Here is a 19,846-nt window from a genome sequence, read left to right as displayed (position 1 = left end):
ACGTATAGGGATGAGTAGCCCGACTGATAGATACTGCGTGGGAAAACTCCATAGAAACGAGGGAGGCCTGCCCCATGACCGACCCAGCCCGACAACTGCAAGACCTTGAACGCCTGGCCTTCCAGGTGTCGCCCGCGCCACAAGTCATCACCGGCAACCGCCGCATGCTCGACCTCAACGAAGCCTTCCAGAGCTTGTTCGGCTACGAGCGTGATGAGCTGATGGGCGAACTGATCCTCAAGCTCTACCCGTCGCAAGCCGACTACCAGGCCATCGGCGAACGCAGCCTGAGCTGGCTGCGTCACGCCAGGAACGGTGCCTACTCTGACGAGCGTTTCATGCAGCACCACAGTGGCGAAGTCTTCTGGGCCCGCGCCAATGGCTACACCCTGACCCCGGATGATCCATTCCAATTGATGGTGTGGCATTTCGAGCGTATGGACCGGGTGTTCAGGCCTACCGTCAACCTCACGCCCAGGGAGCGGGAAATATCCGCCCATATTGTCAACGGACTGACGTGCAAGGAAATTGGCCGCAAGCTGAATATCTCGCACCGAACGGTGGAAGTGCATCGGGCGCGCCTGATGAAAAAGCTTGAGGCAAAAAACAGTGCAGAATTGGTGTCGCGGATTATTGTGTTGAACTGAGCAGCTCTCCCCCGACCCGCCACTCGTCGCATTTGGAAATATTACCTCAACTTCCCTCCAGCCTCTGGCGTGGCTATTGCACAAGCCGGCTCTAGCGGCCCCGGGAAGACGTAATTCTGACGCGGCAGCGGCCACAATAATTGCTTGTTATCGGAGATGCACCGTGTCGACGCTCAGTGAAATCGCAATGAACCACGCGAGAATGGTCAAAAGGCTGGCGGAGGAATCGCTTGAGCAGGAAGCTCGACTGCCACTGATCGTGGGTGGTTTCGAAGTATCAACCACTGATACACCTGAGCACATGCCGCTGCACTTCATCATGGACGCTCAAGACAGGACAATCGACCTGATCGCTGTCGCTGTCTGAGCGAGAGGAACGTCGAGCAGTCCTTGACAAATTTTTCACGGAGCAAGGTGCACATTACCCCTACTCTCTCGTGACACCTTAGGCCCGCTACTTGCGGGCTTTTCTTTGCCTGCCATTTCACCGGTTCAGTTGAGCAGCACTCAAACTTAGTGCAAGCTCCAAGGAACTCTCGCACCCGAAAAGGATTTCAAGGATGCCATTTCCACCAAACGAGCGAACCGCGCTGCTGGCACTCAAAGGCGTAGGTCCTACCGTCATCACCCGGCTTGAGCAGATGGGGATCGAAACGCTGGCAGAGCTGGGTAAATCGGATGTCGGCGACATCCTGGCTCAAGCATCGGCAGCTGTAGGATCAACCTGCTGGAAAAACAGTCCACAAGCCCGCGCAGCCATCACCGCGGCGGTTGATCTTGCCAGAGGGTCGATTGGAAGCAGCGTGGACGGGTAGGCTCGTTGGCTCTGCTCTTCTAGTTGCCGAGACAAACTTGTCTCGGCAACCTGATTGAGGTTGCAATCTTCGTCTTGGCAGGCGATTCGTGCGGACCGGATCGGATGATATTCCCGAAAAACCGCACGCATGAAAAAGCCCAACCTGATAAGATTGGGCTAAGTCATTGAAAATAATGGTCGGGACGGAGTGATTCGAACACTCGACCCCTTGCACCCCATGCAAGTGCGCTACCGGGCTGCGCTACGCCCCGACTGGGCTTGAAGCATGTTCCCCTAGTTGCTGAGAACGTTGAAGAATGTACCCTAACCTTTTGAATTATGGAAGCATTTTTTCCAAAATTCCCGGCCCGATAAAGACTACTTCTTCAGCACCACCAATACATCCTCAAGCTCGACAATCATCTGCCGGATCAGCTGTTTGTACTGGGTAGTGTCGTCCTTGGCTTCATCGCCAGAGAGGCGCAGTCTCGCCCCGCCGATGGTGAAGCCCTGGTCGTACAACAGCGCGCGGATCTGGCGGATCATCAGCACGTCCTGGCGCTGGTAATACCGCCGGTTGCCGCGTCGCTTCACCGGGTTGAGTTGCGGGAATTCCTGCTCCCAGTAACGGAGCACATGCGGTTTTACCGCACAAAGCTCACTCACTTCACCGATGGTGAAGTAGCGTTTGCCTGGAATCGGCGGAAGCTCGTCGTTATGACTTGGTTCCAGCATAAGCCTCAACTCGGGCTTTCAACTTCTGCCCTGGACGAAAGGTGACGACTCGACGCGCCGTGATCGGGATCTCTTCCCCTGTCTTGGGGTTGCGGCCCGGCCGCTGGCGTTTGTCACGCAGGTCGAAATTGCCGAATCCGGACAATTTGACCTGCTCGTTGTCTTCTAGAGCGTGCCTGATTTCCTCAAAGAACAGTTCGACCAATTCCTTGGCCTCACGCTTGTTCAGGCCCAGCTCCTCGTACAGCCGTTCGGCCATCTCAGCTTTCGTCAGAGCACCCATACGCTATTTCCTTAACGTGGTGTTCAACCTTTGTTCGAGCGAGGTGAGGATGTTTTGGGTCGCGGTATTCACCTCTTCATCATTAAGAGTGCGCGATGGATGCTGCCAGGTCAAGCCAACGGCCAGGCTTTTTCTATCAGGATCAATGCCTTTACCCTGATAAACATCAAACAGCCTGAGGTCTGTCAGCCATTCGCCTGCATTGTCACGAATTACTTCAAGCACTGAGCTCGAAGCAACATCACGTCCTGCCACCAACGCCAGGTCACGACGCACTTCCGGGAATTTCGACAACTCGCTGAACTTCGGCAGGCGACCTTCGGCCACCTCACCCAGGACCAGCTCAAAGACGAAGACCGGACGATCCAGTCCCAGGGTCTTGGCCAACTCCGGGTGGATCGCACCCAGGTAGCCGACTTCGCGACCGTCACGCTCGATGCGGGCGGTCTGGCCTGGATGCAGTGCAGGGTGCTTGCCCGGTACGAAACTGAACTCGGCCAGCGAACCCGAGAAGCCCAACAGTGCTTCGACGTCAGCCTTCACATCGAAGAAGTCGATGGTGTCGCGACCGTTGGCCCAGCCTTCCGGCAGGCGACTGCCACACACCACACCAGCCAACATTGGCTGCTGCTGCAGGTTGCCCAACTGGCCGACAAAGCGCAGGCCGCTTTCGAACAGACGCACGCGGTCTTGCTGACGGTTGAGGTTGTGCTGCAGCGACTTGACCAGGCCCGGCCACAGGGAGGCACGCATGGCCGCCATGTCGCTGGAGATCGGGTTGGCCAGCAACAGCGGTTCTACGCCAGGGCTGAACAGTTCGAACAGTTTCGGGTCGATGAAGCTGTAGGTGATGGCTTCCTGATAGCCGCGGGCAACCAGCAGGCGGCGCAGGGCCGGCAGCTCGCCACGGGCTTCGGCCTTGGCCTGCGGGGCCAGGCGCGCTTGCGGGTATCGAACCGGCAGGCGGTTGTAACCGTAAAGGCGGGCCAGCTCTTCGATCAAGTCGACTTCCAGGCTGATGTCAAAGCGGTGGCTGGGTACTTCGACCTGCCACTGCCCTGCTTCACCGCTGGTTTTCAAGCCCAGCGCGTTGAGCAGGCGCTCGACTTCAGCAGTGTCCATGTTCATGCCGAGCATCTGGTTGATGCGCTCGGAACGCAGTGCCACCGGTGCAATCTGCGGCAAATGCTGCTCGCTGACGGTTTCGATAACCGGACCGGCGTCGCCACCGACGATGTCCAGCAGCAGGCCAGTGGCGCGCTCCATGGCTTCGCGGGCGAGCTGCGAGTCGACACCACGCTCGTAGCGGTGCGAAGCGTCGGTGTGCAGGCCATAGGAACGGGCCTTGCCAGCGACCGAAATTGGCTCGAAGAAGGCGCTTTCAAGGAAGATGTCGCGCGTGGTGGCAGAAACACCACTGTGCTCGCCCCCCATGACGCCGGCGATAGCCAGGGCGCGGGTATGGTCGGCGATCACCAGGGTATCGCTGCGCAGTGCTACTTCCTGACCATCAAGCAGGACGAGCTTCTCGCCCTCCTCGGCCATGCGTACGCGGATGCCACCGTTGATTTCGGCGAGATCGAACGCATGCAGCGGCTGGCCCAATTCGAGCATTACATAGTTGGTGATGTCGACGGCAGCATCAATGCTGCGGACGTCAGCGCGACGCAGGCGCTCAACCATCCACAACGGAGTCGGACGCGACAGGTCGACGTTGCGGATGACACGACCCAGGTAACGCGGGCACGCAGCCGGCGCCAAGACTTCGACTGGGCGCACTTCGTCATGCACGGCGGCAATGGCGGGAACTTGCGGACGAGTGACCCGCTCTGCGTACAGGGCGCCAACTTCACGGGCAAGGCCAGCCAGAGACAGGCAGTCGCCACGGTTCGGGGTCAGGTCGACCTCGATGCTGGCGTCGTCCAGGTCCAGGTATACGCGAATGTCTTCGCCAACCGGAGCGTCGGCAGCCAGCTCCAGCAGGCCGTCGTTCTCTTCGCTGATCTGTAGCTCGGCTGCCGAGCACAGCATGCCATTGGATTCAACGCCACGCAGCTTGGCTTTCTTGATTTTGAAGTCGCCCGGCAGTTCGGCACCGATCATGGCGAACGGGATCTTCAGGCCAGGGCGCACATTAGGCGCACCACACACTACCTGGAAGGTCTCGCCGCCGTTGCTGACCTGGCACACGCGCAGCTTGTCGGCGTCAGGGTGTTGCTCGGTGCTCAGCACCTCACCGACGACGATACCGGTGAACTGACCGGCAGCCGGGGTAACGCTGTCGACTTCAAGGCCGGCCATGGACAGACGGGCAACCAGCTCGTCTCGGGATACCTGCGGGTTTACCCAACCGCGCAGCCATTTTTCACTGAATTTCATCCTGCTCTCCTGAAAGATTCGTTACGGGTGCGCGACCTAGCGAAATTGCGCAAGGAACCGCAAGTCGTTGTCGAAGAACAGACGCAAATCGTTGACACCGTAACGCAGCATGGCCAGGCGCTCGGCCCCCATGCCAAAGGCAAAGCCCTGGAACTCTTCAGGGTCGATGCCAGACATGCGCAGCACGTTCGGGTGAACCATGCCGCAGCCCATGACTTCCAGCCAGCCGGTCTGCTTGCAAACGCGGCAGCCTTTGCCGCTGCACATCACGCACTGGATGTCGACTTCAGCCGAAGGCTCGGTGAAAGGGAAGAAGGACGGACGGAAGCGAACCGCCAGTTCCTTTTCGAAGAACACCCGCAGGAATTCTTCGATGGTGCCTTTGAGGTCGGCGAAATTGATGTCGCGATCGATCAGCAGGCCTTCGACCTGGTGAAACATCGGCGAGTGGGTCAGGTCGGAGTCGCAACGATAGACGCGGCCCGGGCAGACAATGCGGATTGGCGGCTGGCTGGACTCCATGGTCCGTACCTGCACCGGCGAGGTGTGGGTGCGCAGCAGCATGTTGGCATTGAAATAGAAGGTGTCGTGCATTGCCCGAGCCGGATGGTGGCCGGGAATGTTGAGCGCTTCGAAGTTGTGGTAGTCGTCTTCGACCTCTGGGCCTTCGGCGATGCCGTAGCCGATATGAGTGAAGAACTGCTCGATGCGCTCCAGGGTGCGGGTGATCGGATGCAGGCCACCGGAGGTCTGGCCACGGCCCGGCAGGGTCACATCAATGCACTCGGCGGCCAGGCGGGCGCTGAGCTCGGCTTCTTCAAAAGCCGCCTTGCGCGCGTTGAGCACCTCGGTGACGCGCTCCTTGGCGTCGTTGATCAGCGCGCCAACCTTTGGCCGCTCTTCGGCAGGCATATTGCCCAGGGTCTTCATCACCTGGGTCAGCTCGCCTTTCTTGCCAAGGAATTGAACCCGGATCTGTTCCAGGGCATTGATGTCTTCAGCGCGTTCCACGGCCTCCAGGGCTTGGGAGACCAGCGCGTCCAGGTTTTCCATGTACAGACTCCAGATACAAAATAGGGGAAGAGCGCAGGCTCTTCCCCTATTAAGACGTTTAACACCCGGCGCCGGAAATGACGCCGGGTGATTGTCGGGGGTACTTAAGCCAGCGAGGCTTTAGCTTTCTCGACAATCGCAGCAAACGCCGCTTTTTCGTTCACTGCCAGATCAGCCAGAACCTTACGGTCGATTTCGATCGACGCTTTTTTCAGGCCAGCGATCAGGCGGCTGTAGGACAGACCGTTGATACGCGCACCAGCGTTGATACGAGCGATCCACAGAGCGCGGAACTGACGTTTTTTCTGACGACGGTCGCGGTAGGCGTATTGGCCTGCCTTGATGACCGCTTGCTTGGCAACACGGAAAACGCGCGAGCGTGCACCGTAGTAACCTTTAGCCAGTTTCAGAATTTTCTTGTGACGCTTACGAGCGATGACGCCACGCTTTACACGAGCCATGAGTAACTTCCTCTATCTTTGACCAAAAATTAACGAAGGCGCAGCATGCGCTCGACTTTTGCAACGTCCGACGCGTGCAGCAAGCTGCTACCGCGAAGTTGACGCTTACGCTTGGTCGACATTTTGGTCAGGATGTGGCTCTTGAAAGCGTGCTTGTGCTTGATGCCGTTAGCCGTTTTCAAGAAACGCTTGGCTGCACCGCTTTTGGTTTTCATTTTTGGCATGTTCGGATACTCCGCATTCAGTTGATAAACATAACCGCTAGGCCTGCCGTGCCCAGGTGGTTATTTCTTTTTCTTGGGGGCGATGACCATCAAAAGCTGGCGTCCTTCCATCTTAGGATGCTGTTCGACGGTCCCGTATTCGGCGAGATCAGCTTCGATCCGCTTCAACAGTTCCATACCCAGCTCCTGGTGGGCCATCTCACGACCACGGAATCTCAGAGAGATCTTGGTCTTGTCCCCATCACTAAGGAAACGTACCAGGTTGCGTAGTTTTACCTGGTAATCCCCTTCCTCCGTCCCTGGACGAAACTTGATTTCTTTGATCTGGATGATCTTCTGGTTCTTCTTCGCAGCGGCCTGTTGCTTCTTCTTTTCGAACAGGCTCTTGCCGTAGTCCAGGACTTTACAGACCGGAGGTACGGCATCAGCAGAGATTTCTACCAGATCCAGCTTCGCTTCTTCAGCGATACGAAGCGCTTCTTCAATCGAGACGATGCCCAACTGCTCGCCGTCAGCGCCAATTAACCGAACCTCACGTGCCGAGATATTCTCGTTGATCGGGGCTTTCGGTACAGCTCGTTTGTCTTGTCTCATATCACGCTTAATAGTAATTACTCCGAATCTTGGCGACCACGCCGGGAAACCGCTTGCGCGAGCAAGTCCGCGAATTGGGCGACGGGCATCGAGCCCAGGTCTGCACCTTCACGGGTACGCACAGCGACAGTTTGCGTTTCGACTTCCCGATCCCCGATAACCAGGAGATAAGGAACCTTGAGCAAGGTATGCTCGCGGATCTTAAAGCCAATTTTCTCATTTCTCAAGTCGGACTTGGCACGGAAACCGCTTTCGGCCAGAGTTTTTTCCACTTGCTGAGCAAATTCAGCCTGCTTGTCGGTGATATTCATGATCACCGCCTGGGTTGGCGCGAGCCAAGCCGGGAAGGCACCTTCGTAGTGCTCGATCAGAATTCCGACGAAACGCTCGAACGAACCGAGGATTGCGCGGTGCAACATCACTGGGTGCTTGCGACCGTTATCTTCGGAGACGAACTCTGCGCCCAGACGGATCGGCAGATTGAAGTCGAGCTGCAGGGTACCACACTGCCACACGCGGCCCAGGCAATCCTTGAGCGAGAACTCGATCTTCGGACCATAGAAGGCGCCCTCACCCGGCTGCAGGTCGTACGGCAGGCCGGCGCTGTCGAGTGCAGAGGCCAAAGCGGCCTCGGCGCGGTCCCACAGCTCATCGGAACCCACACGCTTCTCAGGGCGGGTGGAGAGCTTCATTTCGATGTCTTTGAAGCCGAAGTCGGCGTAGACATCCATGGTCAGCTTGATGAAGGCCGCGGACTCGGATTGCATTTGTTCTTCGGTACAGAAGATATGCGCGTCATCCTGGGTAAAACCACGCACCCGCATGATGCCGTGCAGCGCACCGGATGGCTCATTACGGTGGCAGGCACCGAACTCGGCCAGACGCAGCGGCAGCTCGCGATAGCTCTTCAGGCCCTGGTTGAACACCTGCACGTGGCAAGGGCAGTTCATCGGCTTGATGGCGTAGTCACGGTTTTCCGACTGAGTGGTGAACATGTTGTCGGCATAGTTGGCCCAGTGACCGGATTTCTCCCACAGGGAGCGGTCGACCACTTGCGGGGTCTTGATTTCCTGGTAGCCGTTGTCACGCTGCACCTTGCGCATGTACTGCTCAAGCACCTGGTACAGGGTCCAGCCGTTAGGGTGCCAGAACACCATGCCCGGCGCTTCTTCCTGGAGGTGGAACAGGCCCAGGCGCTTGCCGATTTTACGGTGGTCGCGTTTTTCCGCCTCTTCAATGCGCTGAATGTAGGCAGCCAGCTGCTTCTTGTCGGCCCAAGCGGTGCCGTAGACGCGCTGCAGCTGCTCGTTCTTGGCATCGCCGCGCCAATAGGCGCCCGACAACTTGGTCAGCTTGAAGGATTTGAGGAAGCGTGTGTTCGGCACGTGCGGGCCACGGCACATGTCGACATATTCTTCGTGGTAGTACAGGCCCATGGCCTGCTCATCCGGCATGTCTTCGACCAGGCGCAGCTTGTAGTCTTCGCCGCGGGCCTTGAACACTTCGATCACCTCGGCGCGCGGGGTGACCTTCTTGATGACATCGTAATCGGTGTCGATCAGCTGCTGCATGCGCTGCTCGATGGCCGCCATGTCGTCAGGCGTGAAAGGACGTTCGTAGGCGATGTCGTAATAGAAGCCTTCGTCAATGACCGGGCCGATGACCATCTTGGCGGTCGGGTACAGCTGTTTGACGGCGTGGCCGACCAAGTGAGCGCACGAGTGACGGATGATCTCCAGCCCCTCTTCGTCCTTGGGCGTGATGATTTGCAGAGTGGCATCGTGTTCGATCAGGTCGCAGGCATCGACCAGCTTGCCATCGACTTTACCGGCGACGGTGGCCTTGGCCAGGCCGGCACCGATGGATGCGGCGACTTCGGCTACGGATACGGCCTTGTCGAACGAACGTTGACTGCCATCGGGAAGAGTAATAATGGGCATGGCGCCTCCTCTCCTAGTGGTGACCCCTACCAAAGGTCACGTGGGTTGGGATGAGCCAGTACGCGATCCGCCCCTGTCCTTGCCTAAGCAAAGCCTGCCTCACAGTGGCAGAAGCCCGAGAGCCTGCCAGGGAACGAACCAGAGTGACTGGAAGTGGGTAAACAATTGAGTGGGGAGTTTCAAGCTGCAAGCGCCAAGAAAAAGCGTGCGGCAATCCCGAGCTGGGCATGCTAGCACAAAGCTTTGCGGCGATTGGCGCCTGGGCAGAAATATTCGGAAATTACGCCTTTGGGGTGAACTTGCGCGGATTTTTTCCGCTCAGAGTTTGTGAAGCGTCCTACTCTTGTGAGACTCGACCCCAAGGAGTGTTTGGTTATGCGACTTCAGTCTCTTCTGGCCCTGGCGGCTGCTTCTGCCCTGCTACTGCCGCTGGGGGCCCATGCCGGAAAGCTACCTGCAGGCTACCAGGCCAATTGCGTTGCCCAGGCGCAACAACAAGGCGTGGCAAAAACCGCGGCCGAACAGCACTGCACTTGCGCGGGCAAAGTGATCGAAAAGGAGTTCAGCGATGCTGAAATCAAGGACCTGGACAGCCGGGACGGCATCGACGCCAGCACAATGAAGCGCGCACAAGAAAAAGTTGCAGCCGCCTGCGCCCCGAAAAAATAGGCGTTTGGCCAGGTAATCCATCGCAAATTTGCTCCAGATCAGCAATCTGCGAAGGTAAAAGGGGCTACAAGCCCATAATTAGACTATGATGGTCGGCGTGCACCCTGTTGGCCTCGGCAACACCGCACTACTGAAAATCATGTTTCCTGGAGATACACCCATGTCTAATCGCCAAACCGGCACCGTAAAATGGTTCAACGATGAGAAAGGCTTCGGCTTCATCACTCCACAAGGTGGCGGCGACGACCTGTTCGTTCACTTCAAGGCTATCGAAACCGACGGTTTCAAAAGCCTGAAGGAAGGCCAGACCGTTTCCTTCGTTGCCGAAAAAGGCCAGAAGGGCATGCAGGCTGCACAAGTTCGTCCAGAGTAAGATCTGACGAATAAAAAAACCCGTCCATGTGACGGGTTTTTTTGTGCCTGTAGGCGCGGGCTTGTCTTGCGATCGCGATCGCAAGACAAGCCATAAAGGTCGGATTCAGCCGCAGTTGACGCGAGTGACAACGCCCTGGGCATCGGTATTCAGATTCAAACGCTCGGAACGGTACTCCAGCGTCATGACATCATGAGGTCCAATGGCGCGAGCCAGTTGCGAACCGCTGGCCTTGCGGGCCTGCTCCACCAGCTGGGGGGTCACCTGCTTGCCGACGGCGAACCCGGCACCACTGGCCTGGCAACGGCCGTCAGTGTTCGCAGCCACAGGCTCAGTCGTCTTCGACGAAGAACCGTCTGTGCTGCAACCGGCCAGAGCGGCAACCGCCAACAGGCTCATCAATGATGCACGGAACATGAATCCTCCTTTGAATTACAGAATGCTGTCCATCTGACAGCCTCGCTGGTTTTTCGTTGCAAAACCCGTCAAGTCTGCCTGAGCCAGCGCGCTCAAGGAAAAACCGAATCGTCACGGGATTTTGCGCAAGACCTCTCTGTCTTCAGTAAAGGTCGATGTAATCGCTCGCAGGTTTGGGCCAGTTATTCTTCAAGGCATTGAATACCTGCAACACCCAGCGCTCGTCTGCCGCGGCCTGCGCACCGACGCAACCGGATCCCGCTGCCCAGGTTTCCAGACGAAAGGCCAGCCCTTCGAGCTCACGACCACCCACCACCTGGGAAAGCCAGGCAATACCCCCGCGGTTGACCCGCAACTGGTTGTGCTGGGCGTTGTTGCCTGCGGCAAGCATGCTGCGCACGGCCTCAAGGGTGAACTGTTCGGGGTTGTTCAAATCGATCTGCACAGCGCGCTTCCGACAAACTGGAAACCGTTAGTTTGCCACGGCCCCTGCTCTTATGCCTAAGTCGCAGTGCCTTGCAGCGCCTTGACATGATTAACTGCACTCCTTGGGCAATGGCAGCTTGGCCTTGCTCTTCAATCGCCAGGGCCCGGCGTTTGAACCCACAGTGCGCGCAGTTTTTATCCGGAAACGTTCATGACAAGCCACACCATCGATGCCGACATCAAGGTCAAATGGCCCGAAGGCCAGAGCGCCTATAGCCCCGCCAGCGCCGAAGAGCTGATGCTGATTGCCGTCGACCTGCTGGTCAAAGACCTTGGTAACGAAGCCGCGCGCAGCTTCGTCGACCAGGTCTTCGAGCGCTACGCACACACTACGCCAGACGCCCAAGCCGCGTACTGAGCAGATCGAAAAAGCCCTGGGCATCGGCACTGTTGATCCACATCACATTCGCCGGTTGCCCCAGTGCGTCATGCCAGTCGGCAATGGTCTGGCCATAGGTCGGACCTTCGCGGCTGTCGACCTGCATATGGATCTGTCGCCCGGAAAACAGCTCAGGCTTGAGCAGGTAGGCGATCATGCTGGCGTCATGTACAGGGCCGCCGGGTAGGCCGTAGCGCGCCATGTCGGCGGTAACGTAGGCATCGAGGATATCCACCACCCGCGCGCTGGCCGCATTGCCCACGGCGGCCAGCTGCTGAAGTCGCGCCTCGCTGGTCAGCACCTTGTGGGTGACGTCCAGCGGCAGGTATGTCAACTTCACGCCACTGCTGAGCACCACTTCTGCCGCCTCAGGGTCGGCGAACACGTTGAATTCGGCCACCGGCGTAATATTGCCGCCATTGAAGTGCGTGCCGCCCATTACCACCACGTCCTTGATACCCCGGGCAATCTCCGGCGCCTGGATCAGTGCCAGCGCGAGATTGGTCTGCGGACCGAGCATGGCCACTGTGATACTGCGCGACTCGGCATTGCCGAGCATGTCGATCAGGTACTGCACCGCGCCGCCTGCAGCCAGGCCCAGCCTGGGCTCGTACACTGCAACACCCGGCACGCCCTCTTCGCCATGGATATCGGCCGCGTACACAGGGGCGCGCAACAACGGCCTGGAGGCTCCGGCATATACCGGGATGTCTTCGCGCCCTCCCCACTCCCTGGCCAGGCACGCATTACGCGAAGTCTTGCCCAGGCGCACGTTGCCGGCCACGGTTGTAATGGCGAGGATGTTCAGCTCATCGGGTGATGCCATGGCCAGTAGCAACGCCACCACATCGTCAGCACCCGGGTCGGTATCAATGATCAATTGGATCGGGGCAACCTGGGCGGACTTGGCCGTCAACAGGGACATCAGCAGCACTCCTTGGAGCAAACGATTGGCGAATACACCTAAAAGATCACACCTGCGATCAAGGCGATGTTGCTGTACGGCTTGCATTCACCGGTGCGCACCACAGCGCGGGCGCCACGACTGAGCTGCTTGAATTCGGCATGACTGAGCAGGTTGCGGACGCCGAGCTGGCCATGGGCAAAACATTGTTCAATGGTGGTCAGGGCGGGGGGATTGGCCTTGAACAGCTCATCGGCCAGCACGTGGCTTTCAACCTGCATTTCGCTGAGTACGGCACGCAAGGTACTGGCAAAGTCCGGGATGCCAGGCGTCAAGGCCAGGTCGATCAGCTCGACGCCGGGTGGCACCGGCAAACCGGCGTCGCCGATCACCAGGATGTCACCATGACCGAGGGAGGCTACAACCCTGGACAGGGCTATGTTGAGCAAGGCGGTCTTTTTCATGACTGCAACTCGACCAGATAGGGGATCGAAGGCTGGGCGCCAGCGCGAGTGACCGACACCGCCGCCGCGCGCTGGCCGAACGCGATAGCCTCGCCATCTTCCATGCCCCGCGCCAGGGCTGCAGCAAAGCCACCAACGAAGGTGTCGCCAGCGGCCGTGGTGTCCAGCGGCTGGACCACCGGCGCCGGAAAGTGGCGCATGCCCTGAGCACTGGCAAACAATGCGCCCTGGGCGCCAAGGGTGACAATCACGTTTTTCACCCCCAGGTTGCGCAGATGGCTGGCCGCCACCTCGGCGCCGGTCAGGTCAACTACTGGCAGGCCGGTCAGTGCCTGGGCTTCGCTCTCGTTCGGGATCAGGTAATCGATAGCGTCGTACCAGTGTTGAGGCAAGGGGCCGGTGCATGGCGCCGGGTTGAGGATCACCGTCTTGCCCAGCGCACGACCGCGCGCCAGGGTGTAGGCGACCGTCGCTGGCGGCACTTCCAGCTGGCAGATGATCACCTCGGCACCTTGCAGCAACTGGTCGAAAGCCTGCACCGACTCAGGCAGCAACTGGCCATTGCCACCGGGAATGATGACGATGGAATTCTGACTGCTGGCATCCACGACAATCAGCGCCAGGCCACTGGAGACCCCAGCGCACACGCCCACTCCCTGGCAGTCAATCTGCTCATCGAGCAGCGCCTGGCGCAGGTGCTGGCCATAGGCATCGTCACCCACCTTCCCGATCATCGCCACCGGCGCCCCCAGTCGCGCCGCGGCCACTGCCTGGTTGGCGCCCTTGCCGCCAGGGACGGTGGCGAAGGATTCGCCCGCCAGGGTCTCGCCCGCGCGCGGCAGCCGCTGGGCGCGGGCCACCAGGTCCATGTTCAGGCTGCCGACCACCACTACCTTGGCTTGCATGTTCGTGTTGCTCTCAGCGGTAATCATTGAAAAGGTCCGGACGCGGCGCAGTCGACTCGCGCAATACGATCTTTGGTGCAACGATGCGCTGCTCTGGCGCACCGCGCAGCGGCTGGGCGATGCGTGACAGCAACAAAGCCGCGGCACTTTCGCCCAACTCGCGAATCGACTGCCCCACCGTAGTAAGCGCAGGAAACACATAGCGACTGAGCTGGATGTCATCGAAGCCGATCACCGACAGCTCGCTCGGCACACAGATGTTGCGCTCGGCTGCCGCGCGCAGCACGCCGATGCCGATCATGTCGTTGCCGGCAAATATCGCCGTCGGGTGCTGGCCCTCCAGCAACCGCGCCGCCGCGGCGTAACCGCCCAGGCTGGTGAAGTCACTGCTGAGAATACGCTCTGGCGCCACCGTCACCCGGGCTTCAGCCAGGGCACGCTCGAACCCCGCGAGGCGCAGCTGGGCGACGCTGGTGTTGTCCGGGCCGCCAATGCAGGCGATATCGCGATGCCCCAGGTCCAGCAGGTGGCGAGTGGCAAGGTAGGCGCCCTGCTCATGGTCGATTCGTACGATGTCGGCCTCAACCCCCTCCAGCGCCCGGTCGACGATCACCATGGGCGTACGCACCGCAGCAAGGCTGTCGAGCAAATCGCTGTCTTCGCCCACCGAGGCAACGATCAGGCCGTCGATGCGCTTTTCCAACAGCACGCGCAGGTAGCTGCGCTGTTTTTGCGGGTTATCGTCGGAGTTGCACAGGATCACACAGTACCCCTTGCGCTCGCAGCCGTCCTCGATGCCTCGGGCCAGCTCGGCGAAGTACGGGTTGACGCTGTTGGGCACCAGCAAGCCGATGGTGGCAGTGCTTCGCGCCTTGAGCGAGCGCGCCACGGCGCTGGGCACATAGTCGAGCTCAGCGATGGCGGCTTCCACTTTCAGGCGCACCTGTTCGCTGACCGGCCGAGTCTTGTTCAATACATGGGACACGGTGGTGTAGGAAATCCCCGCCAGTGCCGCGACATCTTTGATCGTTGCCATTGTTCAATTCCGCCGGCTGAGCACGCCGGCTGACGGTAGGTGTCGAGGACCACGGCGATCACGATGACCGCCCCAGTGATAATTCGTTTGGTGGGCTCCGAAGCGCCGATCTGCGCCAGCCCTGCGGCCAGCACCGAAATAATCAACACGCCGAAAAAGGTGCTGATCACCGAGCCGCGCCCGCCCATCAGGCTGGTGCCACCGATGACCACGGCGGCGATCACCTGCAGCTCAAGGCCGGAACCTGCGTTGGGGTCAGCTGCCTCCAAGCGGGAAATCTGGAACAGCGCCGCGAGCCCGGCGAGCATCCCCATCAGCGAGAACACCAGGACCTTGTACGGGCGCGGATCGATACCGGCCAGGCGCACTGCCTCTTCGTTGGTGCCAATGCCGATCAGGTAGCGGCCGAACACGGTGCGGGTCAACACCAACTGGGCGAGGACAATGACCAGCAAGGCGATAATGAATGACGGCGACACGCCGAATGCCAGTGGGTTGGAGAGCCAGGCGAAGGCGTCTCCGATATAGGCGGTACGCGAATCGGTCAGTTGATACGCCACGCCCCGCGCCATTTCCAGCACACCCAGCGAAACGATGAACGAGGGAATCCGCCAGGCCACCGTAATTGCCCCGGTGACGCTTCCGGCCAATGTCGCCACGCCCATGCCCAGCAAGGCCGCCGGCAATACGCTCCAGCCCCAGCCCAGTATCGCCATACTGACCGCCGACGCCGCCAGGGCCAGCACTGAACCTACCGACAGATCGATGCCTCCGATGATCAGGACGAAGGTCATGCCCACCGCCAGCACCATCAGGTCGGGAATCTGGTTGGCCAGGGTGCTGAAGGTGCCATAGGAAAGAAAGTGATCGCTCAACAGCGAGAACAGTACGATCATGGCCAGCAATGCGCCTGCCAGGCCCAGGTAGGTACCCAGGCCATAGCAGGTACCGCTGCGCTTGTCGCGAGGGGCGGTGGTGTCCGGTACAGTGGTTTTCATAGGGCCGTCCTGGGTGCTGCATCGTGCAGCAGCGCATCTTGTTTTTCATAGCCGGCGAACGCCGCGGCCAGGAGTTGGTCCTGGGTCCAGTGCTCGCGCTCGAAGGTGTCGACCAGGCGCCCGGCGCTGAGTACGCCAATGCGGTCGCAGATCAGCATTAGCTCGCGCAGGTCACTGGAGACCACCACCAGCGCCTTGCCCTGGCGCGCCAGTTCGGCGAGCAGGCCGTAGATATCGAACTTGGCGCCAACATCAATGCCGCGGGTCGGCTCATCGAACAGCAACACGCTGCAGTCGCGCTCAAGCCAGCGGCCGATGACTACCTTCTGCTGGTTGCCACCGGACAGCTCCCCCACCACCTGGTCCGGGCTGGAGCTGCGAATGCGCATGGCGCTGATTTGCCGTTGGGCAAGCGCTCGCTCGGCGGCGCCGTCAAGCACCCCAGCGCGGGAAATCGCCGGCAGGTTGCCCAGGGCGATATTGGCGCTGATCGATTGCGATAACAGCAACCCCTCACCCTTGCGGTCTTCGGTGATCAAGGCGATGCCTTCACGCACGGCCAACTTCGGCGAGTGGATCTGTACCGGGCGCAAGGGGCTGCCCAGTTCAATACTGCCGCTGTCGGCTCGATCAGCACCATAAATCAGTCGCAGCAGCTCAGTGCGCCCGGCTCCGATCAGTCCCGAGAGGCCAAAAATCTCACCCCTGCGCACCTCAAAGGACACATCGCGAACCTTGTCGGCCCGACTCAGCCCATTGACCTTGAGGAGCGGCGCGCCAATCTGGCGCTGGCCCAGATCGATATGCTCGGCGAGTTCGCGACCCACCATCAGGTTGACCAGTTGCGCACTGCTGTAGCGCTCCATGGGCTCGACACACACCAGTTTGCCGTCGCGCAGCACGGCAATGCGCTGGGCGATACGCTTGAGCTCTTCAAGGCGGTGAGAGATGTAGACGATAGCCACGCCCCGCTGCTGCAGGCGCTCGATCTGGGTGAACAGCAACTCGACTTCGCGCGCGGTGAGCATGGCCGTCGGCTCATCGAAGATCAGCACACGGCAGTCGCCAACCAGATTGCGGGCAATTTCCACCATTTGCTGACGGCCGATACCCAGCTCGCCAACCGGCGTATCCGGGTCGATGGCCTCCAAGCCAACCTGAGCCATGGCTTGCTGGGCCATTTGGCGCAAGCACCTGCGGTTGATCCAGCCAGCACGACTGGGCAGGTTGTCGAGAAACAGGTTCTCGGCCACGCTCAGGGTCGGCAGCAGGTTGAGTTCCTGCATGACCATGCGCACACCCGCGTGCTCGGCGGCCGCGCGACTGCCCGGTCGGTAGGGCTGCCCCAGAAAATGCATCTGCCCGGTGCTGGGCACTTCAAGGCCGCCGATGATCTTGGAAAGGGTGCTCTTGCCCGCTCCGTTCTCGCCGGTGAGCGCCAGCACCTCGCCGCGATACAGGCTCAAGTCGATATCGCCCAGCACGGGCTGGGCGTAGGTCTTGCCGATTGCGCTGACTGAAAGTACAACATCCGCCGTCGCTGACATTGCCGATTCTCCTGGCGCCTGCCCTGTGGGGCAGGCGCACATTGTGCGACTACGGCTGGGTGACCAGCTCGACCGGGGTCTGAATGACGTTGTCCGAATCCACTTCAGGCTTTTCGCCCTTTAGCATCTTCAGTGCCGCCTCGATGCCGAACACTGCCTGTTTGGCCGCGTACTGATCGGCCGTGGCGAGCACGCGACCGTCCTTGAGCATCGGCTTGATCGCATTGATGTTGTCATAGCCGACCACCTGCACCTGGCCGGCCTTGCCCGCCGCCCGCACTGCCGACACCGCCCCCAGGGCCATGCTGTCGTTACCGGCCAGCAACGCCTTGATATCCGGGTGCGCATTGAGCATCGAGGCGGCAACTGCGTTGCCTTTGGCAATTTCCCAGTCACCCGACTGCACCGAGACCACCTTCATCTGCGCCGCTTCCATTGCATCCTTGAAGCCTGCGGTGCGCTGCTGGGCGTTGGTGGTGGTGGAGACACCCTCGATAATACCTACCTGGTCACCGGCCTTGAGTTTCTCCTTGGCCAGGTACTCACCCACCAGACGTGCGCCCTTGCGGTTATCGGGACCGACGAAAGGCACGCTGAGGTTTTTGCTCTTGAGCACCTCCGGGTCCAGGCGGTTGTCGATATTGACCACGGTGATGCCAGCATCCATGGCCTTTTTCACCACCGACACCAGGGCCTTTGAATCGGCAGGCGCGATGACCAGGGCATTGACCCCGGAAACGATCATCTGCTCGACGATACGAATCTGGTTGCTTGAGTCGGTCTCGTCCTTGATGCCGTTGGAGATCAGCGCGAAGTCACCTGCATGGGCTTTCTGGTAGGCCTTGGCACCGTCTTCCATCGTCAGGAAGAACTCGTTAGCGAGCGACTTCATTACCAGTGCAACCTTGGGCTTTTCATCAGCCAGGGCCTGGGACAAGGGTGCGGCAAGGGTAAACGTCGAGAGTACGGCGACAGCCAGCAGGCGCCCTGGGAACGGCAGCTTCATGGGTTTACTCCGGATCTTGTGATTTTTATCGGGTCGCAAACGTTTGCGTTAGCTCACTATGGAAATGTAACCAAACTTTGTCAAATCCGCTGCCGAAGACCGTCTGGATAGCGCGCGTAGGAATTATCGTTCAAAACAACCGTAAAACCGAACACTCCTTGCAGGCAATATTCGGAATTCCGAATATCCAGGGCCTTGAACCGCCTAAGACGTAAATCATTTTTTATAGCTAAATCAATCAGTTATGTATAAAAACCGACTAACGGGCGAGCTGGTACGCTTTCTGCTCCCTCCCCCGAGTTACACAGCAAACGCCATCAATAAGAGAGAACAATAATGAAAGCTGCGCTTACCTCCTTCGCCCCAGGGGCCTTGGCCCTTCTGCTGCTCCTGCCTACTGGTGTCAGCGCCAAGGAAGCCGAAAATCAGCAAAAACTGGCCAACGTCGTGATTCTCGCCACTGGCGGCACCATTGCTGGCGCAGGCGCCAGTGCCGCTAACAGCGCGACCTACCAGGCGGCCAAGCTGGGCGTCGACAAGCTGATTGCCGGCGTTCCGGAACTGGCCAACATTGCCAACGTGCGCGGCGAGCAAGTGATGCAGATCGCCTCCGAGAGCATCAGTAACGAAAACCTGCTGCAACTGGGCAAGCGCGTGGCCGAACTTGCCGACAGCAAGGACGTCGACGGCATCGTCATCACCCACGGCACTGACACCCTGGAAGAAACCGCCTACTTCCTCAACCTGGTAGAGAAGACCGACAAACCGATCGTAGTGGTGGGCTCGATGCGTCCAGGCACCGCGATGTCGGCCGACGGCATGCTCAACCTGTACAACGCCGTGGCCGTTGCCAGTGACAAGCAGTCGCGCGGCAAGGGCGTGCTGGTCACCATGAACGACGAGATCCAGTCTGGTCGTGACGTCAGCAAAACCATCAACATCAAGACCGAAGCCTTCAAGAGCCCATGGGGCCCACTAGGTATGGTGGTCGAAGGCAAATCCTACTGGTTCCGCCTGCCGGCCAAGCGCCACACCATGGATTCGGAGTTCGACATCAAGAAAATCAGCAGCCTGCCTGCCGTGGACATCGCCTACGGCTACGGCAACGTGACCGACACGGCCTACAAGGCGCTGGCCCAGAACGGCGCCAAGGCGATCATTCATGCCGGCACCGGCAACGGTTCGGTATCGTCGCGCGTCGTGCCCACCTTGCAGGAACTGCGCAAGGAAGGCGTGCAGATCATTCGCTCTTCCCACGTCAATGCCGGCGGCTTCGTACTGCGCAACGCCGAGCAGCCAGACGACAAGAATGACTGGGTCGTGGCCCACGACCTGAACCCACAGAAAGCCCGCATCCTGGCCATGGTCGCCCTGACCAAGACCCAGGACAGCAAAGAGCTGCAGCGTATCTTCTGGGAGTACTGAGTGAAATGCGCTGGCTCCCCGTGCAGGTGGGCCAGCGCCTCTCCCCTTCGGCCAAAATCGCACTGAACAGATTGCAGCAGCATCTGCGGTTTGGTGTCCGATGCGTTCTTTCACTGACGAGCAGT

The 19,846-nt window shown here is 59.6% G+C and carries 23 protein-coding genes, 1 tRNA gene and 1 pseudogene; 7 read left to right on the top strand and 18 right to left on the bottom strand.

Features of this window, described 5'->3' with window-relative positions:
• The first annotated feature begins 74 nt into the window (after positions 1-74).
• The 3 genes from ABVN19_RS06075 (at position 75) to ABVN19_RS06065 (ending at position 1,462) form a co-directional block, all read left to right on the top strand.
• Positions 75-647 (top strand): LuxR C-terminal-related transcriptional regulator, encoded by a 573-nt coding sequence (locus tag ABVN19_RS06075; RefSeq protein ID WP_028941676.1) that lies wholly within the window; start codon positions 75-77, stop codon positions 645-647.
• Positions 648-810: 163 nt separating this feature from the next.
• Positions 811-1,014, top strand: coding sequence for a hypothetical protein (locus tag ABVN19_RS06070; protein WP_028941675.1), 204 nt, complete (start codon positions 811-813; stop codon positions 1,012-1,014).
• Between the two features lie 193 nt (positions 1,015-1,207).
• Positions 1,208-1,462 carry a Pathogenicity locus gene (locus ABVN19_RS06065; RefSeq protein ID WP_105641798.1) on the top strand — a complete coding sequence of 85 codons (255 nt, stop codon included), beginning with the start codon at positions 1,208-1,210 and terminating at the stop codon, positions 1,460-1,462.
• Between the two features lie 176 nt (positions 1,463-1,638).
• Here ABVN19_RS06065 and ABVN19_RS06060 read toward each other — a convergent pair.
• The 9 genes from ABVN19_RS06060 to thrS all read right to left on the bottom strand — a co-directional run bounded on the left by ABVN19_RS06060 (position 1,639) and on the right by thrS (position 9,112).
• Positions 1,639-1,715, bottom strand: a tRNA-Pro gene (locus tag ABVN19_RS06060).
• 106 nt (positions 1,716-1,821) lie between these two features.
• Positions 1,822-2,178 carry a MerR family transcriptional regulator gene (locus ABVN19_RS06055; protein WP_010222411.1) on the bottom strand — a complete coding sequence of 119 codons (357 nt, stop codon included), beginning with the start codon at positions 2,176-2,178 and terminating at the stop codon, positions 1,822-1,824.
• Positions 2,159-2,461: an integration host factor subunit alpha gene (ihfA, locus tag ABVN19_RS06050; protein WP_002553164.1), complete on the bottom strand. Its 303-nt coding sequence runs from the start codon at positions 2,459-2,461 to the stop codon at positions 2,159-2,161. Before ihfA ends, ABVN19_RS06055 begins: the two co-directional genes overlap by 20 nt.
• A 3-nt stretch (positions 2,462-2,464) precedes the next feature.
• Positions 2,465-4,840, bottom strand: a complete 2,376-nt coding sequence (gene pheT, locus ABVN19_RS06045) for a phenylalanine--tRNA ligase subunit beta (protein ID WP_028941673.1) — start codon at positions 4,838-4,840, stop codon at positions 2,465-2,467.
• A 36-nt stretch (positions 4,841-4,876) separates the two neighbouring features.
• Positions 4,877-5,893, bottom strand: a complete 1,017-nt coding sequence (gene pheS, locus ABVN19_RS06040; RefSeq protein ID WP_028941672.1) for a phenylalanine--tRNA ligase subunit alpha — start codon at positions 5,891-5,893, stop codon at positions 4,877-4,879.
• Between the two features lie 104 nt (positions 5,894-5,997).
• Complete coding sequence (gene rplT / locus ABVN19_RS06035; RefSeq protein ID WP_010222414.1) at positions 5,998-6,354, bottom strand: 50S ribosomal protein L20; 357 nt, start codon at positions 6,352-6,354, stop codon at positions 5,998-6,000.
• A gap of 29 nt (positions 6,355-6,383) precedes the next feature.
• Positions 6,384-6,578, bottom strand: coding sequence for a 50S ribosomal protein L35 (gene rpmI, locus ABVN19_RS06030; RefSeq protein ID WP_027620572.1), 195 nt, complete (start codon positions 6,576-6,578; stop codon positions 6,384-6,386).
• Between the two features lie 60 nt (positions 6,579-6,638).
• A complete protein-coding gene (gene infC / locus ABVN19_RS06025) occupies positions 6,639-7,190 on the bottom strand; it encodes a translation initiation factor IF-3 (RefSeq protein WP_174446961.1) in 552 nt (183 codons plus the stop codon).
• Positions 7,190-9,112: a threonine--tRNA ligase gene (gene thrS, locus ABVN19_RS06020; protein WP_028941670.1), complete on the bottom strand. Its 1,923-nt coding sequence runs from the start codon at positions 9,110-9,112 to the stop codon at positions 7,190-7,192. Before thrS ends, infC begins: the two co-directional genes overlap by 1 nt.
• 375 nt (positions 9,113-9,487) lie before the next feature.
• Between thrS and ABVN19_RS06015 the strand changes: the two genes are divergently transcribed.
• Together ABVN19_RS06015 and ABVN19_RS06010 are read left to right on the top strand one after the other, a co-directional pair.
• Positions 9,488-9,781, top strand: a complete 294-nt coding sequence (locus ABVN19_RS06015; protein ID WP_028941669.1) for a hypothetical protein — start codon at positions 9,488-9,490, stop codon at positions 9,779-9,781.
• A 160-nt stretch (positions 9,782-9,941) separates the two neighbouring features.
• Entirely contained in the window at positions 9,942-10,154 is a 213-nt protein-coding gene (locus ABVN19_RS06010; RefSeq protein ID WP_007956027.1) for a cold-shock protein, read from the top strand.
• A 105-nt stretch (positions 10,155-10,259) separates the two neighbouring features.
• Here the strand turns inward: ABVN19_RS06010 and ABVN19_RS06005 are convergent, their stop codons facing one another.
• On the bottom strand, positions 10,260-10,571 hold the full coding sequence (locus ABVN19_RS06005) for an I78 family peptidase inhibitor (RefSeq protein WP_028941668.1): 312 nt from the start codon (positions 10,569-10,571) through the stop codon (positions 10,260-10,262).
• A 142-nt stretch (positions 10,572-10,713) separates the two neighbouring features.
• On the bottom strand, positions 10,714-11,016 hold the full coding sequence (locus ABVN19_RS06000) for a hypothetical protein (RefSeq protein ID WP_105641799.1): 303 nt from the start codon (positions 11,014-11,016) through the stop codon (positions 10,714-10,716).
• 192 nt (positions 11,017-11,208) lie between these two features.
• On the opposite strand from ABVN19_RS06000, the gene ABVN19_RS05995 reads away from it, so the two are divergent.
• A complete protein-coding gene (locus tag ABVN19_RS05995; RefSeq protein ID WP_028941666.1) occupies positions 11,209-11,415 on the top strand; it encodes a hypothetical protein in 207 nt (68 codons plus the stop codon).
• Here ABVN19_RS05995 and ABVN19_RS05990 read toward each other — a convergent pair.
• The 7 genes and pseudogenes from ABVN19_RS05990 to ABVN19_RS05960 all read right to left on the bottom strand — a co-directional run bounded on the left by ABVN19_RS05990 (position 11,387) and on the right by ABVN19_RS05960 (position 18,296).
• Positions 11,387-12,361 carry a nucleoside hydrolase gene (locus ABVN19_RS05990; RefSeq protein ID WP_028941665.1) on the bottom strand — a complete coding sequence of 325 codons (975 nt, stop codon included), beginning with the start codon at positions 12,359-12,361 and terminating at the stop codon, positions 11,387-11,389. The two genes, ABVN19_RS05995 and ABVN19_RS05990, sit on opposite strands and share 29 nt — an antisense overlap.
• Positions 12,362-12,399: 38 nt before the next feature.
• Positions 12,400-12,804, bottom strand: coding sequence for a D-ribose pyranase (gene rbsD / locus ABVN19_RS05985; protein ID WP_028941664.1), 405 nt, complete (start codon positions 12,802-12,804; stop codon positions 12,400-12,402).
• Positions 12,801-13,709, bottom strand: coding sequence for a ribokinase (gene rbsK / locus ABVN19_RS05980; protein ID WP_028941663.1), 909 nt, complete (start codon positions 13,707-13,709; stop codon positions 12,801-12,803). The genes rbsD and rbsK overlap by 4 nt, the downstream gene beginning before the upstream one ends.
• Before the next feature lie 13 nt (positions 13,710-13,722).
• Entirely contained in the window at positions 13,723-14,745 is a 1,023-nt protein-coding gene (locus ABVN19_RS05975) for a LacI family DNA-binding transcriptional regulator (RefSeq protein ID WP_028941662.1), read from the bottom strand.
• A gap of 32 nt (positions 14,746-14,777) precedes the next feature.
• Positions 14,778-15,743, bottom strand: a pseudogene (locus ABVN19_RS05970) (ABC transporter permease); the annotation flags it as partial.
• Positions 15,740-17,290, bottom strand: coding sequence for a sugar ABC transporter ATP-binding protein (locus tag ABVN19_RS05965; protein WP_028941660.1), 1,551 nt, complete (start codon positions 17,288-17,290; stop codon positions 15,740-15,742). The gene ABVN19_RS05965 and the pseudogene ABVN19_RS05970, both read right to left, overlap by 4 nt.
• A gap of 49 nt (positions 17,291-17,339) precedes the next feature.
• On the bottom strand, positions 17,340-18,296 hold the full coding sequence (locus tag ABVN19_RS05960) for a sugar ABC transporter substrate-binding protein (RefSeq protein WP_028941659.1): 957 nt from the start codon (positions 18,294-18,296) through the stop codon (positions 17,340-17,342).
• A gap of 336 nt (positions 18,297-18,632) precedes the next feature.
• On the opposite strand from ABVN19_RS05960, the gene ABVN19_RS05955 reads away from it, so the two are divergent.
• Complete coding sequence (locus ABVN19_RS05955; protein ID WP_028941658.1) at positions 18,633-19,721, top strand: asparaginase; 1,089 nt, start codon at positions 18,633-18,635, stop codon at positions 19,719-19,721.
• The last annotated feature ends 125 nt before the right edge of the window (positions 19,722-19,846 follow it).

Source organism: Pseudomonas vranovensis, from assembly GCF_040438935.1.
In the GTDB taxonomy this organism is placed as follows: Bacteria; Pseudomonadota; Gammaproteobacteria; order Pseudomonadales; family Pseudomonadaceae; genus Aquipseudomonas; species Aquipseudomonas vranovensis.
The sequence above is the reverse complement of the archived record's forward strand: the minus strand, read 5'-3'. Positions and strand labels throughout refer to the sequence as shown.